Source organism: Streptomyces sp. NPDC026538, from assembly GCF_055567535.1.
Map to the genome: position 1 here is coordinate 14,554 of NZ_JBVHQG010000011.1, position 14,205 is coordinate 28,758.

Consider the following 14,205-nt stretch of genomic DNA (forward strand, 5'->3'; position numbering starts at 1 on the left):
CATCGCGTGCTCATCGAGTGCTCATCGCAATCTCGACCTACTTCCAACTCGCGGGGTACCAGAGCCGCACGGACGTTCCGTACGACGCTTCTTACGGTGTTACTGCTCGACGTAGGGGCGCAACGCCTTTACGTCCAGCGGACCCGGGACGCGGAGCGCCCTCGGGAGTGCCCGGCGGCGCACCGCCTGGTCCAGACAGACCTGGGCGGGGTGTACGTACGCACCCCGGCCGGGCAGCGTACCGCGAGGATCGGGGACACATTCGTCCTCGACCGCCACGATCCGCAGCAGTTCGGTCTTGGCCGCTCGCTGCCTGCACCCCACACAGGTGCGCTCAGGGCATACGCGGGCACGCGTCCGGCCAGACACTACTAAGTCTACCTCCCCGCACCGACCTCACCCCTTCGGGGCAAAGATCGAACGGCTGTTGTCGTAATCCAAGCGACCTGCGGCTTGGAACTATTCCCCTCGTCCGGGTGAACCCCCGGCGAGGGGAAGAGTGCTCTACTCGGACACCTGTTCGGTATCCGGCCGGATGTCGATCCGCCAGCCGGTGAGCCGGGCGGCGAGACGGGCGTTCTGCCCCTCTTTGCCGATCGCCAGTGACAGCTGGTAGTCAGGCACGGTCACCCGGGCGGACCGGGCCGCCAGGTCCACGACCTCCACCTTGGAGACCCGGGCCGGCGACAGCGCGTTCGCCACCATCTCGGCCGGGTCGTCCGACCAGTCGACGATGTCGATCTTCTCGCCGTTCAGCTCGCCCATGACATTGCGGACCCGGCCGCCCATGGGGCCGATGCAGGCGCCCTTGGCGTTCAGGCCCGAACGGGTGGAGCGGACCGCGATCTTCGTGCGGTGACCGGCCTCGCGGGCGATGGCGGCGATCTCGACGGACCCGTCGGCGATCTCCGGCACCTCGAGCGCGAAGAGCTTCTTCACCAGTGCCGGGTGGGTGCGGGACAGCGTGACGGAGGGTCCGCGGACGCCCTTGGCCACCCGGACGACGTACGAGCGCAGCCGCATACCGTGCGGATAGGTCTCGCCGGGCACCTGCTCCTGCACCGGCAGGATGGCCTCCAGCTTGCCGATGTCGACGAGCACGTTCTTCGGGTCGCGACCCTGCTGGACCACGCCGGTGACGATGTCGCCCTCACGGCCGGCGTACTCGCCGAGCGTGGCGTCGTCCTCGGCGTCCCGGAGCCGCTGCAGGATGACCTGCTTGGCGGTGGTGGCGGCGATCCGCCCGAAGTCCGACGGGGTGTCGTCGAACTCGCGGGGTGCCTGCCCCTCCTCCAGGTCCTCGGGGTCCTCCTTCGCCCACACGGTCACATGCCCGGTCTCCCGGTTGAGCTCCACGCGCGCGTGTCGGCGGCTTCCCTCGGTGCGGTGGTAGGCGATGAGGAGGGCCGACTCGATCGCTTCGACCAGCAGGTCGAAGGAGATCTCCTTCTCCCGAACCAAGCCCCGCAGGGCACTCATGTCGATGTCCACGGCTACGCCTCCTCTTCTTCCGTCATGTCCTTCTTGTCCTTGCGGTTGAACTCGACCTGCACACGCGCCTTCTCGATCCCGCCGAAGCCGAGTCTGCGGCTGGTGGCCTTGCGGCCCTTGACGCCGGGCACTTCGAGATCGAGGCCCTCGTCGTCGACGTCCAGGATTCTCGCGACCAGTTCCCCGCCCTCAGCCAGCTGGAATCTCACCAGGCGGTCCACGGCACGCACGTAGTGCCGGTGTTCGGTGAGGGGGCGCTCCGCGCCCGGGGTGCCGACCTCGAGGGTGTACTCGCCCGCGCCCATCGCGTCGCTCTCGTCGAGCTTCGCCGAGAGCTCACGGCTCACATCGGCGATCTGGTCCAGGTCGGCCCCGGTGTCGGAGTCGACGACCACGCGCAGCACCCTCTTGCGTCCGACGGAGTCCACGGCGATCTCTTCGAGATCCAGGCCCTGAGAGGTGACGAGCGGTTCCAGGAGCTCTCGCAGCCTCTCGCTCTGGGTCGTGCTCATCCGGGTGACTCCTCGGCCGCGTGTGCTGTTGTGGGTTGGGTCGCGTGTCTGGTCAAAGGGTATCCGGTCGTGAGGAGTGTTGCCGTCCACCCGGGTACGGACGGTGCCGATGAGTGGCTTCGGACAGGTGCGCGGGTACGGTGATCACGGGCGGGTCCGTCCCGTGTCCCATTGCTTTCGCGTTTCTTCGTTTCCAGCTCCCCGAGGACGTCTGCCGTGCCGTTCCCCCCGCCGCCGCGTACCCCTTGGGGAGTACGCAGAAGGAGCCTGATCGTCTCGGCGGCCTCGGCCGCCGTGCTGGCGGGCTGTTCCGCCGACACCGACTCCGCCGGCCGCGGCGGCGGCACGTCGGTCACCGCGCGGGCACGCGCGCGTGCGGCCCGGGACAGCCAGGCGCTGCTCCGGCAGTACGACGCCGTCCTCGCCGCCCACCCCGGGCTCGCGGAGCGGCTGCGGCCGCTGCGGGCCCAGGTGGCGGCCCACGCTGCGGCCTTCACGGAGGGGACGGCGACCACGGCCTCGCCCACCGCGACGGGCTCCCCCTCGGCCGTGGCGGCCGCGTCGGCCGCCCCCGAGGTTCCGGCCGACGAGAAGTCAGCCCTCGCCTCGCTGGCCGCCGCCGAGCGCGCCCTCGCCGACCGGCGGGCCAAGGAACTGCTGGACGTGCCCGGCGAACTGGCGCGGCTGCTGGCCGGGGTGGCGGCGTCCGGGTCCGCGCACGCCTACCTGCTGACGGAGGGTGAGAAGTGAGCGACGAGGCCGAGGCGGGCGTGCTGAGGGCGCTCCAGGCGGCACTGGCGGCCGAGCACGCGGCGGTCTACGGGTACGGCGTCGTCGGCGGCCGGATCGGCACGCAGCGGCTGACCGAGGCCCGCTCGGCCTACGACGCGCACCGGGCCCGCCGGGACGCGCTCGCCCGTGAGGTGCGGGACCTGGGCGCCGCGCCCGTCGCCGCGAGCGCGGCCTACGCGCTGCCGTTCGCCGTCACCGACGCGGTGACGGCCCTACGGCTCGCCACCGAGCTGGAGGAGCGGGTGGCCGACGTGTACTCCGACCTGGTCCGGGCCTCCTCCGGCACGCGGCGCGGGTCGGCGGCCGCGGCGCTGCGGGAGGCCGCGGTGCGGGCGGTGCGGTGGAGCGGGCAGAGCGTAGCCTTCCCTGGGCTCGTCGAACGGGACGCGCCGCTGGGCCGGGCCGGCGGTCCGGCCTCGCCTTCGGCCACACCTTCGGTCACGGCAACTCCGTAGAGCACCAGAGCAGGAAAGGAACGACTCGCGTATGGCCTTCGAACCGCCGCAGCGCCTGGTGAGGGCGCTCGGTGAGACGGCGCCGGACGGTGACGAGTGGCTGGAGAAGCTGCCGGCTGCGGTGGAACGTGCCGTCGCACTACGCGAGTTGACCGTGGAGCGGGTGCAGGTACCCGGCGGCCGCAGCAGCGTCGTCCTGCTGGTGCGACGGGCGGACGGGACACCGGCGGTGCTGAAGCTGGCGCCGCGGCGGGCCCGGCCGGAGAGCGAGGCCGCGGCGCTGGCGCACTGGGGCGGCCTGGGTGCCGTACGGCTGCTGGACGCGGACCGGGCCGACGGGGTGCTGCTGCTGGAGCGGCTGCATCCGGAGGTCTCGGTGCGGTCGCTGCCCGAGGCGAAGGCGTTACTGGAGGCGGCGGGGACGTTGCGGCGGCTGTGGGTGGAGCCGCCGGACGGGCCCGTCTTCGAGACGGTGGCGGAGCGGACCGGGCGGCAGGCCACGGCGATGCGGGCGTCCGCCGACCTCGAGGTGACCCCGCTGGTGGACGCGGCGCTCGTGGCCCGGGACGAATTGCTGGCCGCGCCTCCTGAACGGCGGTTGCTGCATGGCACGTTCCGGCAGAGCAAGGTGCTGGCCGGGGAGCGGCTGCCGTGGCTGGCGGTGGGGCCGGACCCGGTGGTCGGGGAGTGCGCGTTCGATCTGGCGCGGCTGGTGCGGGACCGGGTGGAGGATCTGATCGCCTCGTCGTCGGGGGCGACGATCACGCGGCGGCGGATCAAGCGGCTCGCGGAGTCGCTCGAGGTGGACCAGGAGCGGTTGCGGGGGTGGACGTTGTTCCGGGCCGTGGAGTCGGGTGTGCGGGCGCTTCGGGTGGGGCGGCCGAAGGACTCCGAGCTGTTGCTTGAATTCGCCGGGTGGCTTTAGGTCGGACGGTTCGGGCGGCTTCGGTTGTCCGCGGACCGCGAGATGTCGCGGCTGGTCGCGCCCGCGCGGCGGAGCCGCACATCGACACAGCCCCGCGCCCCTTTCGGGGTGTCTGGGTGCCGGTGCTGCTGCTCGCCGTCGTGTCGGCGTCCGCCCGCTCCGTGCCGACCAGGGCGAACACCCCGGCCGCCGCGGCCAGGAAGAACTGCCTGAGCAGTTCCTGAAAAGCCGCGGCGGCCCCCGGTGTGTCACCAGGGGCCGCCGCGGCGGGAGTTGAAGCTCAGTTCGCGGTGAGGCGGGCGATCGCCTCGTCCACCGTCAGCTCCTCGCGCTCGCCCGTCTTGCGGTCCTTCAGCTCCAGGACACCCTCGCCGGAGCGGCGGCCCGCGACCAGGATCTGCGGCACTCCGATCAGCTCGGCGTCCGTGAACTTCACACCCGGCGAGACCCCGGCCCGGTCGTCGACCAGGACACGCAGCCCGGCGGCGCGCAGCTTCTCGGAGACGTCCAGGGCGAGTTCGGTCTGCAGGGCCTTGCCGGCGGCGACGACGTGCACGTCGGCCGGGGCGACCTCGCGGGACCAGACCAGACCGTGCTCGTCGGCGGTCTGCTCGGCGAGGGCGGCCACGGCACGGGAGACGCCGATGCCGTAGGAGCCCATCGTCACGCGGACCGGCTTGCCGTGCTGGCCGAGGACATCGAGCTTGAGTGCGTTGGTGTACTTCTGGCCCAGCTGGAAGATGTGGCCGATCTCGATGGCGCGGTCCAGCTTGAGGCCGGTGCCGCACTTCGGGCAGGGATCGCCCTCCAGCACGACGACGACATCCACGTACTCGTCGACGGTGAAGTCACGGTCCGCCACGACGTTCCTGGCGTGCGTGCCCACCTTGTTGGCACCGGTGATCCAGGCGGTACCCGCGGCCACACGCGGGTCGGCGATGTACTTCACCTTCTCGCCGAGGCCCTGCGGGCCGACGTAGCCGCGGACCAGGTCGGGCCGACCGGCGAAGTCGGACTCGGTGACCAGCTCGACGGCGGCCGGGGCGAAGTGCTCCTCGACCTTGCCCATGTCGACCTCGCGGTCGCCCGGTACGCCCACCGCCACGATCTCGCCGTCGACCTTCACCAGGAGGTTCTTCAGGGTGGCGGAGGCCGGGACGCCGAGGTGGGCGGCGAGGGTCTCGATGGTCGGGGTGTCCGGGGTCGGGATCTCCTCGAGGGCGGCCACGCCGGAGGCGTCCACCGCCTTCAGCTCATACGTGATCGCCTCGGTGTTGGCCGCGAAGTCGCAGTTCGGGCAGTCGGCGAAGGTGTCCTCGCCGGCCTCGGCCGGCGCCAGGAACTCCTCCGACTTCGAGCCGCCCATGGCACCGGCGGTGGCGGCGACGATGCGGTAGTCGAGGCCGAGGCGCTCGAAGATCCGCTGGTACGCCTCGCGGTGCAGGGCGTACGACTTGGCGAGGCCTTCGTCGTCCAGGTCGAAGGAGTAGGAGTCCTTCATCAGGAACTCGCGGCCGCGCAGGATGCCGGCCCGCGGGCGGGCCTCGTCCCGGTACTTGTTCTGGATCTGGTAGAGGGTGACCGGCAGGTCCTTGTAGGAGGACGCCTGGTCCTTCACCAGCAGGGTGAAGATCTCCTCGTGGGTGGGGCCGAGAAGGTAGTCGCCGCCCTTGCGGTCCTGGAGGCGGAACAGCTCCTGGCCGTACTCGTCCCAGCGGCCGGTCGCCTCGTACGGCTCCCGGGGCAGAAGGGCCGGAAGCAGCACCTCCTGGGCGCCGATCGCGTCCATCTCCTCGCGGACGATCCGCTCGATGTTGGACAGCACCTTCAGGCCGAGCGGCAGCCAGGACCAGATGCCGGCGGCCGTGCGGCGGACGTAGCCGGCGCGGACGAGGAGCTTGTGGCTGAGGACCTCGGCGTCCGCCGGGTCGTCACGCAGCGTCTTCGCCATCAACTGGGACATGCGTTGGACCGGTGCGTTCGCCATGGTTCTCGTACTCCTGCCGGGAAAGGGTGATGGCTAGGAGGTTAGCCGGGCTCGCTGTGCCGGTGGAAATCGGTTAAGGGCGTTCGGTACCCCTGCGGCGCAGCGGCAGGGGGGCGCCCATCACGGCGTACGGCCTCGGCGCACTCGGGAAGTGGACCTGGCGGGCGAGATCCACATACCCGAGGGAGTGGTAGAGGCCGCGGGCCGGACTGTCGGTGTCGATCGCGGAGAGGATCGAGCGGGGCTCGTCGGTACCGTCGGTGATCGTGGTGATCAGCCGGCGGCCGATGCCGCGGTTCTGGTGACGCGGGTGCACATGCAGTTCGGTGATCACGAAGGAGTCGTCGAGCCAGCCGGCGTGGCCCTGGGCGCGCAGGTAGGGCTCCACGACGGTGGACCACCAGTGGGTGCGGCTGTTCGGCATGCCGTAGACGAAGCCGACGAGCAGACCGTCGGCGGTCGCGCCGAGGGCTCTGGCGCCGGGGTACTGCATGTGGCGGACGACGATCTGACGGCGTACGGCTACCTCGTCGGGGCCCAGGCCGAAGGCGATCGCTTGGACTGCCAGGGCCTCGTCCACGTGGGAGGAGAGGTCCAGGGGGCCGATCACGAGGTCCATGGGGGGAGGGTACAGGGGACGGAGCGCTGTCGGCCGGGTGCGAGTGCGTTGTGGTCGCTCGCGCAGTTCCGCGCGCCCCCGGGTCGGCTGCTCGTGACGGCTGTCAGAAAGGAGCTCGTGACGGCTGCCGAAAACGAACTGTCAGAACAGCACGCTCATGAAGGCTCCTACCTCCTGGAAGCCCACCCGCAGATACGTCCTTCGCGCCGCCGTGTTGAAGTCGTTGACGTAGAGGCTGACCACCGGGGCCACGTCGGCCAGCGCGTAGCGCAGCACCGCCGCCATGCCGGGGGCCGCCAGGCCCATGCCCCGGTACTCGGGGGCCACCCACACGCCCTGGATCTGGCAGGCCGCCGAGGTCGCCGCGCCGATCTCCGCCTTGAAGACCACCCGGCCGTTGTCGTCGAGCCGGGCGAAGGAGCGGCCGGAGCCGACGAGTTCGGCGACCCGCGCCTGGTAGAGGAGGCCGCCGTCGCCGGCCAGCGGGGAGACGCCCACCTCCTCGGTGAACATCGCCACGCACGCCGGCATGATCGTCTCCATCTCGTCCTTGCGGATGCGGCGGACGTACGGATCCGGGGCGATGCCGGCGGGCATCCGCTCGGTGACCATCAGGGGCTGGTGGGCGCGGACCTCGCGGGCCGGGCCCCAGTGCGGTTCGAGGAGGCGCCACAACTGGGCGGTGGCCTCGCTGGGCCCGACGATCGAGGAACAGCGGCGGCCGGCCCGGCGGGCGCGGTCGGCGAACGCGCGGACCGCGCGCGGGGTGGCACAGATCGGGACCAGGTTGGCGCCGGCGTAGCAGAGGGACGTGAGCATGCCGTCCTCGTACCAGCCCCACATCTCGCCGCCCAGGCGCCAGGGATCGAGGCCGGCCACTTGGACGCGGGAGGTCACGAAGGCGTTCGTGACCGGCTCGCGGTCGAGTACGGCGAGCGCGGCGTCCAGGTCGCTCGGTTCGAGCACCCGAGAGGTGGTCTGCGTCAACACGTGCGGAGCCTCACGCTGAGGGGTTCTGCTGATCTCCGCACTGTACCTGCGGAAGCTTGGCGGTGCCGCCCCGTGTGGGTGACCGCCGGCCTTGCCGTACCGTCGCCCGCGGTCCCCTCGCCGGGGGCTGTCGCCCCGGACCCCTGCTTGGGGGCGCCCACCAGCTCGCAGGGGCCTTGCGGGGGCGCGGGTGCAGGACGTACGGGGTGATCGCGCAGTCCCCGCGCCCCTTGCGGGGCGCTCAGGTCATTCGGCGACGGAGATCGACGGCTCGCCCGACGCCACGCCCTCCGCCTCCATCTGTTCGGCCAGCTTCATGGCCTCCTCGATGAGGGTCTCCACGATCTTCGACTCGGGCACGGTCTTGATGACCTCGCCCTTGACGAAGATCTGGCCCTTGCCGTTGCCGGAGGCGACGCCGAGGTCGGCCTCGCGGGCCTCGCCGGGGCCGTTCACGACGCAGCCCATGACGGCGACGCGCAGCGGGACCTCCATGCCGGTCAGGCCCGCCGTGACCTCCTCGGCCAGCTTGTAGACGTCGACCTGGGCGCGGCCGCAGGACGGGCAGGAGACGATCTCCAGGCCGCGCTGCTTGAGGTTCAGGGACTCCAGGATCTGGTTGCCGACCTTGACCTCCTCGACCGGAGGAGCCGACAGGGAGACCCGGATGGTGTCGCCGATGCCCTGGGAGAGCAGCGCGCCGAAGGCGACCGCCGACTTGATCGTGCCCTGGAAGGCCGGCCCGGCCTCCGTGACGCCGAGGTGCAGCGGGTAGTCGCACTGGGCGGCCAGCTGCCGGTAGGCCTCGATCATCACGACCGGGTCGTTGTGCTTGACGGAGATCTTGATGTCCCGGAAGTCGTGCTCCTCGAAGAGGGACGCCTCCCACAGGGCCGACTCGACCAGGGCCTCGGGGGTCGCCTTGCCGTACTTCTGCAGCAGCCGGCGGTCCAGGGAGCCGGCGTTGACGCCGATGCGGATCGGGGTGCCGTGGTCCTTCGCGGCCGCCGCGATCTCCTTGACCTTGTCGTCGAACTGCTTGATGTTGCCGGGGTTGACCCGGACCGCGGCGCAGCCGGCCTCGATGGCCGCGAAGACGTACTTGGGCTGGAAGTGGATGTCCGCGATGACGGGGAGCTGGGACTTCCTGGCGATGGTGGCGAGGGCGTCGGCGTCGTCCTGGGTGGGGCAGGCGACGCGCACGATCTGGCAGCCGGACGCGGTCAGCTCGGCGATCTGCTGGAGGGTGGCGCCGATGTCCGACGTACGGGTCGTGGTCATCGACTGGACCGAGACCGGGGCGTCTCCGCCGACAGCCACGGAGCCGACCTGGATCTGCCGGCTCTTCCGGCGCTCGGCGAGCTTGGTCGGAACGGACGGCATGCCGAGAGAAATCGCAGTCATCTGCTGTGCAACCCCAAGTCGTGGATCTAGGTCCAGGTCCCGTCGAAAGCCGGTTCCAGACTCCGAGATTACGGCACCGGGCCAGGCGCCAGCACATCCCCTACCGGTAAACCCACTCAATGGAAGCGGCCCGGAACACAGTGTTCCGGGCCGCTTCGAACGCCGTATGGCTACGAGATTTTCACGGGGTTAACCAGGTTCGGCCACCCTCAGAGCCTCGAGAGCCCTCGGGTTCAGAGCCGGGTACGGATGGCCAGCCTGGGGCCTGACGCGTAGCTCAGGGCCGGTGTGCCCGCTCCCTCCTCGTTCAGGAGCTTCACGATCTCCCGCCATACGCCGTCCGCCAACCAGGTGCGCTGCCGCGCTCGGACCTTCTCCGGGTCGCCGAACCGCTCGGGAAGATCACGCCAGAGGATGCCTGTGCGTAGACGGTGCAGCATCCCGGTGAAGGCCGCTCGCAGATCCATCGGGGAGCGAAAGTGATGCGCCCGGTAGCTGGAGCGGAGCAGCTCTTCGATGCGGCGCCACTGGCTGTCAGCGGGGTCGGGAGGAACGAGCGTCCCTGTGCCTTCATGCCAGCGGACGGTCAAGCACTTCGTTCCCTCTCGATACCGAAACTCCGCGTCCATGATGTCCACCTCCACCCCGGCCACCTCGATCAGGCGGCGCAGCTCCGAGGCGGGGAGGGACCGGATGTCCGGAGCGGCCGCCCCCAGAGCAGCCGAAAACCGGGCCTCCCTGGCGCACAGCTCTTCCAGTTCCCTCAACCAGTCCCGCGCGTGGGCCAGGATCCGTTCGAAGGCCCTCTGCTCCGATTCGAGCTGCCGCGTCGCAGCGGCGACGACACGGCTGTTCTGCGTCTGGCATCGCAACTCATCGAGTGCCTCCACGCGCTGGGCAACGAGTCGTTCCAGCGATGTCACCCGGTCAAGGTGCCGAACCAGCTGCACCCCCGCCTCACCGGAAAGGGGCAGCGCCGGCCTTCGGTGCAACGGCATCGCGGCCAACTGAGCGTTGACGTGCCGCGCCACTTCTTCCTCGACGTGATCAGCGGACAGAAAGACACATCCGCAGGAGTCGGCCGTGTTCCATCCCGAACAGCGATAGGTCCTTGTTCTGTCCTTGCTGCGGAAGCACCCGATATACGGACGCCCACATCTCCCTCGGATCCGTCCGGTGAGCGGGTACTCCCGGACAGGGTTCCTACGCTGTCGACTCAGCGCGGCCAACGCCTCTCGAAAGGCACCCATCCGTTCAGGCGTGAGAATCGCGGGCAGCGGGATCACCACGGGCTCGCCGTGCAGGGGACGTCCGTCATCACCGAGCCTGGTGGAGTGGTCGCCCCATTGCCGATCGGGGCGCCGAAAAACCACCTCCCCGACGAATGCCGCGCTTCGCAGTCGTTTGTGAATGTTCACGGCGGTCCAGCACTTGCCGTTCCGGGTCCGGATTCCACGACCGTTCAGCTCCGCCGCAAGATCCGCGAGGGTACGCCCGCCCTCGGTCACGAGGTCGGCCAGGAGCTTCACCACGTCTGCTTCATCCGGGTCCACTTCGAGGGTCGAGCCGAAGGCACCTTTCCCGTTGATCTTGTAGCCGTAGGGAGGCGGACCACCCGGCCATCCGCCGTCGATCGCCTTGAGCTGCCGACCCGCCTGCGTACGGCTCACGATGCGCCCGTAGTCGGCCTCTACCTCCCGCGCGAGACGGTCGATCGTGAGCCACCTGTCGAGACCGGGTTCAAGCAGAACTTGGGAACAACACTCCACCCTCGCTCCGGCGTCCTCGATCCGCCACAGACAACGCCAGATCGCGCCCTCTGTCCGCCCAAGACGGTCGAGGTGGTGCACCAGGACGAGTTGCACCCGCCCTCGAGTGATGTCATCGAGGAGCGCGTTCAGCCCCGGGCGCGAATCCTTCGAGCCTGATGCACCGATGTCCTCACGAGACTCCACCAGACGCCACGAAGAATGCTGTGCCACGAACTCACGGATGACACGTGCCTGGGCCGGAATTCCGTACTTCCCCATCTGTTCCACGGTGGAGACCCTCATGTACGCCGCCACATCCAAGGTCTCCGCCTCAGCGGCCTTGTCATCTGCGCGCGGCACAGTACCTTGCTGCATGTCAGTCCCTTTCCAGACTGGCCAGACCCCAGGGTGTTGCCGCACCGCTGGGGTCACCCATGAACAGCAAGAACGTACGAAGGACCCCGTACGCGTCGCACAAAAAAGCCGCGCTCTTCACTCGTCAGAGTTAGGCGAGTGAAGAGCGCGACCTGGCCAGAGCGACAGGAATTGCTTGTTAGCTAGCTGATTTTGACCGGATTGACGACATCTGCAATGAGCACGAGAACCGTGAAGCAGATGAACACGCCCGCCACCACGTAGGCCACCGGCATCAGCTTCGCCACGTCGAAGGGACCGGGGTCCGGGCGGCGCAGTACCTTCGCCAGGTTCCGGCGCAGCGACTCCCACAGGGCGCCCGCGATGTGGCCGCCGTCCAGCGGGAGCAGCGGGAGCATGTTGAAGAGGAACAGCGAGAGGTTGAATCCGGCCACCAGCATCAGGGCCATGGCCAGCTGCTGGGTGGGCGGGATGTCGAGCGTGAAGATCTCGCCGCCGACCCGTGCCGCGCCGACCACGCCCATCGGGGAGTCCGGCTGCCGGGGGGCGCCGTCGAAGGCCGCGTCCCACAGGGCCGGGATCTTCCCGGGCAGGCCCGCGATGGAGTCGACGGCCTCGCCGAGCCGGTCGCCCATCCACGTCACCGACTGGCCGAGGTCCTGGCGGACGATGCCGGTGGCGGCGCTGAAGCCGAGGAAGCCGGCGGTGACGTACTGGCCCTGGACGATCTGACCGCTGGAGTCCTTCTTGGCGACCTGGTTGCTGGCGATCTTCGCGTGCAGGGTGACGTCCTGGCCCTTGCGGTCGACGACGACCACGACGTCCTTGCCGGGGGTGGCGCGGATCAGGTCGGAGAGCTGGTTCCAGCTGGTGGTCCGCACCCCGTCGAAGGAGACGATCTTGTCACCGGCCTTCAGACCCGCGGCGGCGGCCGGGGAGGCCGCGTCGGTCTTCTTGCAGGTGTCGCGGTTCTCGCTCTGGGCGATCACGCACTGGGAGACCGAGCTGACGGTGGTGGTCTGCTGGCTGATACCGAAGCCCATCAGGACCGTCAGGAACAGGGCCACCGCGAGGATCAGGTTCATGAAGGGGCCCGCGAACATCACGATCACGCGCTTCCAGGGAGCGCGCGTGTAGAAGAGGCGGGTCTCGTCGCCGGGCTGGAGCTCCTCGAAGGCGGCCGAGCGGGCGTCCTCGATCATGCTGCGCCAGGGGGAGGTGGAGCGCGCGGTGATACGGCCGTCGGCGCCCGGCGGGAACATGCCGATCATGCGGATGTAGCCGCCGGCCGGGATGGCCTTGAAGCCGTACTCGGTCTCGCCCTTGCGCCGCGACCAGACGGTCGGGCCGAAGCCGACCATGTACTGCGGGACGCGGATGCCGAAGAGCTTGGCGGTGGAGAGATGCCCCAGCTCGTGCCAGGCGATCGAGACCAGCAGGCCGATCACGAAGACGACTATGCCGAGGATCATCATCAGGGCTGTCATGCACGCGCCTCCGCGGTCGCCGTCTGTGCTGTCAGTTCCCGGGCCCGGGCCCGTGCCCAGGTCTCCGCTTCGAGTACGTCCGGCACGGTGAGCGAAGTTCCCGTACGAGGAGTGCCGTGTTCCTCGACGACCCGGGTGACGGTATCCATGATCCCGTTGAAGGGCAGCAGACCGCTCCGGAACGCCTCGACGCATTCCTCGTTGGCCGCATTGAACACCGCCGGGGCGGTGCCCGCGAGCTCGCCGACGTGCCGGGCGAGGTTCACGGAGGGGAAGGCCTCGTTGTCCAGCGGGAAGAACTCCCAGGTGGAGGCCTTGCTCCAGTCGAAGGCCGGGGCCGCGTCCGGGACCCGTTCGGGCCAGCCGAGACCGATGGCGATCGGCCCTCGCATGTCGGGGGGCGTCGCCTGCGCGATCGTGGATCCATCCGTGAACTCGACCATCGAGTGGACATACGACTGCGGGTGCACGACCACCTCAATCCGATCGAAGGGAATGTCGTAGAGGAGGTGCGCCTCGATGACTTCCAGTCCCTTGTTGACCAGGGTGGCGGAGTTGATCGTGATGACCGGTCCCATCGCCCAGGTGGGGTGGGCGAGCGCTTCGTCGACGGTCACCCGGGCCAGGTCGGCCTTGGTGCGCCCCCGGAAGGGCCCCCCGGACGCCGTGACGACCAGTTTGCGGACGTCGGCCCGCGTCCCCGCGGCCAGCGACTGGAAGAGCGCCGCGTGTTCGGAGTCGACCGGGATGATCTGGCCGGGCTTGGCCAGCGCCTTGACCAGGGGGCCCCCGACGATCAGCGACTCCTTGTTGGCGAGCGCGAGGGTGCGGCCCGCCTCCAGGGCGGCGAGGGTCGGCGCGAGGCCGATGGAGCCGGTGATGCCGTTGAGGACGGTGTGGCAGTCGGACGCGGCGACCTGGGTGGCCGCGTCGGGCCCGGCGAGGATCTCGGGGAGCGGTTCACCGGTTCCGTAGAGCCCCGTCAGTGCCTCGCGCAGCGCCGGTACGACGTCCTCGCGGGCGACGGCGACGGTCCGTACCCGCAGCCGGTGCGCCTGCTCGGCGAGGAGGGCGACCCGGCCGCCGTTGGCGGACAGGGCGGTGACCCGGAAGCGGTCGGGGTGGCGCAGGACGAGGTCGATGGCCTGGGTGCCGATGGATCCGGTGGAGCCGAGGATCACCACGCCCTTGGGGCCGTCGCCCGCGAGCGGGTCGTACACCAGGTGCGGGTCGGCGAGGGGGGCCGGACTGGCAGGACTGTCGGTCATCCCCCCATTGTTGCCGCAACCGGGGGCCCGGAGGACAGCGCGTCCCTCACGCGGGTGCCTTATCAGTCCTTGGCGCCCTATGAAGCGGAATTCCCTTTGTGAGGTTCACGTGAAGATCATGTGATAACACTTCTGTCTGGCCGGTGGAC

Annotated in this window: 13 protein-coding genes; 3 read left to right on the forward strand and 10 right to left on the reverse strand. The window is 69.8% G+C overall.

What is annotated here, in order from left to right:
• Positions 1-99 precede the first annotated feature (99 nt).
• The 3 genes from ACZ4N4_RS35215 to rimP all read right to left on the reverse strand — a co-directional run bounded on the left by ACZ4N4_RS35215 (position 100) and on the right by rimP (position 2,003).
• Positions 100-369, reverse strand: a complete 270-nt coding sequence (locus tag ACZ4N4_RS35215; protein ID WP_384486657.1) for a YlxR family protein — start codon at positions 367-369, stop codon at positions 100-102.
• Positions 370-504: 135 nt separating this feature from the next.
• Positions 505-1,491: a transcription termination factor NusA gene (nusA, locus tag ACZ4N4_RS35220; RefSeq protein WP_360497183.1), complete on the reverse strand. Its 987-nt coding sequence runs from the start codon at positions 1,489-1,491 to the stop codon at positions 505-507.
• 2 nt (positions 1,492-1,493) lie between these two features.
• Positions 1,494-2,003 carry a ribosome maturation factor RimP gene (gene rimP / locus ACZ4N4_RS35225; RefSeq protein WP_467596521.1) on the reverse strand — a complete coding sequence of 170 codons (510 nt, stop codon included), beginning with the start codon at positions 2,001-2,003 and terminating at the stop codon, positions 1,494-1,496.
• A gap of 216 nt (positions 2,004-2,219) precedes the next feature.
• On the opposite strand from rimP, the gene ACZ4N4_RS35230 reads away from it, so the two are divergent.
• The 3 genes from ACZ4N4_RS35230 to ACZ4N4_RS35240 are packed head-to-tail and all read left to right on the forward strand — an operon-like array spanning position 2,220 to position 4,175.
• Entirely contained in the window at positions 2,220-2,753 is a 534-nt protein-coding gene (locus tag ACZ4N4_RS35230; RefSeq protein WP_453576064.1) for a hypothetical protein, read from the forward strand.
• On the forward strand, positions 2,750-3,250 hold the full coding sequence (locus ACZ4N4_RS35235; RefSeq protein ID WP_467596524.1) for a ferritin-like domain-containing protein: 501 nt from the start codon (positions 2,750-2,752) through the stop codon (positions 3,248-3,250). Before ACZ4N4_RS35230 ends, ACZ4N4_RS35235 begins: the two co-directional genes overlap by 4 nt.
• Before the next feature lie 31 nt (positions 3,251-3,281).
• Positions 3,282-4,175, forward strand: coding sequence for an aminoglycoside phosphotransferase family protein (locus ACZ4N4_RS35240; RefSeq protein ID WP_453576068.1), 894 nt, complete (start codon positions 3,282-3,284; stop codon positions 4,173-4,175).
• Positions 4,176-4,455: 280 nt separating this feature from the next.
• Here ACZ4N4_RS35240 and ACZ4N4_RS35245 read toward each other — a convergent pair whose 3' ends face one another.
• From ACZ4N4_RS35245 to dxr, 7 genes are all read right to left on the reverse strand, one after another.
• Positions 4,456-6,162 (reverse strand): proline--tRNA ligase, encoded by a 1,707-nt coding sequence (locus tag ACZ4N4_RS35245; protein ID WP_467596527.1) that lies wholly within the window; start codon positions 6,160-6,162, stop codon positions 4,456-4,458.
• A 73-nt stretch (positions 6,163-6,235) separates the two neighbouring features.
• The gene (locus ACZ4N4_RS35250; protein WP_467596529.1) at positions 6,236-6,781 is read right to left on the reverse strand and encodes a GNAT family N-acetyltransferase; all 546 of its coding nucleotides are present in this window, start codon (positions 6,779-6,781) and stop codon (positions 6,236-6,238) included.
• Positions 6,782-6,922: 141 nt separating this feature from the next.
• A complete protein-coding gene (locus tag ACZ4N4_RS35255; protein WP_467596532.1) occupies positions 6,923-7,771 on the reverse strand; it encodes a GNAT family N-acetyltransferase in 849 nt (282 codons plus the stop codon).
• Between the two features lie 246 nt (positions 7,772-8,017).
• Entirely contained in the window at positions 8,018-9,175 is a 1,158-nt protein-coding gene (ispG, locus tag ACZ4N4_RS35260) for a flavodoxin-dependent (E)-4-hydroxy-3-methylbut-2-enyl-diphosphate synthase (protein ID WP_467596535.1), read from the reverse strand.
• Between the two features lie 233 nt (positions 9,176-9,408).
• On the reverse strand, positions 9,409-11,301 hold the full coding sequence (locus ACZ4N4_RS35265) for a recombinase family protein (RefSeq protein WP_467596538.1): 1,893 nt from the start codon (positions 11,299-11,301) through the stop codon (positions 9,409-9,411).
• Between the two features lie 182 nt (positions 11,302-11,483).
• The gene (locus tag ACZ4N4_RS35270) at positions 11,484-12,776 is read right to left on the reverse strand and encodes a M50 family metallopeptidase (RefSeq protein ID WP_467597042.1); all 1,293 of its coding nucleotides are present in this window, start codon (positions 12,774-12,776) and stop codon (positions 11,484-11,486) included.
• Between the two features lie 8 nt (positions 12,777-12,784).
• Positions 12,785-14,056 (reverse strand): 1-deoxy-D-xylulose-5-phosphate reductoisomerase, encoded by a 1,272-nt coding sequence (gene dxr, locus ACZ4N4_RS35275; protein WP_467596541.1) that lies wholly within the window; start codon positions 14,054-14,056, stop codon positions 12,785-12,787.
• Positions 14,057-14,205 lie beyond the last annotated feature (149 nt).

Bases quoted from the DNA above. Each gene is read 5' to 3' on its own strand.
- dxr (WP_467596541.1), bottom strand. From the start codon at position 14,056: ATGACCGACAGTCCTGCCAGTCCGGCCCCCCTCGCCGACCCGCACCTG.
- ACZ4N4_RS35240 (WP_453576068.1), top strand. From the start codon at position 3,282: ATGGCCTTCGAACCGCCGCAGCGCCTGGTGAGGGCGCTCGGTGAGACG.
- rimP (WP_467596521.1), bottom strand. From the start codon at position 2,003: ATGAGCACGACCCAGAGCGAGAGGCTGCGAGAGCTCCTGGAACCGCTC.
- ACZ4N4_RS35245 (WP_467596527.1), bottom strand. From the start codon at position 6,162: ATGGCGAACGCACCGGTCCAACGCATGTCCCAGTTGATGGCGAAGACG.
- ACZ4N4_RS35265 (WP_467596538.1), bottom strand. From the start codon at position 11,301: ATGCAGCAAGGTACTGTGCCGCGCGCAGATGACAAGGCCGCTGAGGCG.
- ACZ4N4_RS35270 (WP_467597042.1), bottom strand. From the start codon at position 12,776: ATGATGATCCTCGGCATAGTCGTCTTCGTGATCGGCCTGCTGGTCTCG.
- ACZ4N4_RS35250 (WP_467596529.1), bottom strand. From the start codon at position 6,781: ATGGACCTCGTGATCGGCCCCCTGGACCTCTCCTCCCACGTGGACGAG.
- ispG (WP_467596535.1), bottom strand. From the start codon at position 9,175: ATGACTGCGATTTCTCTCGGCATGCCGTCCGTTCCGACCAAGCTCGCC.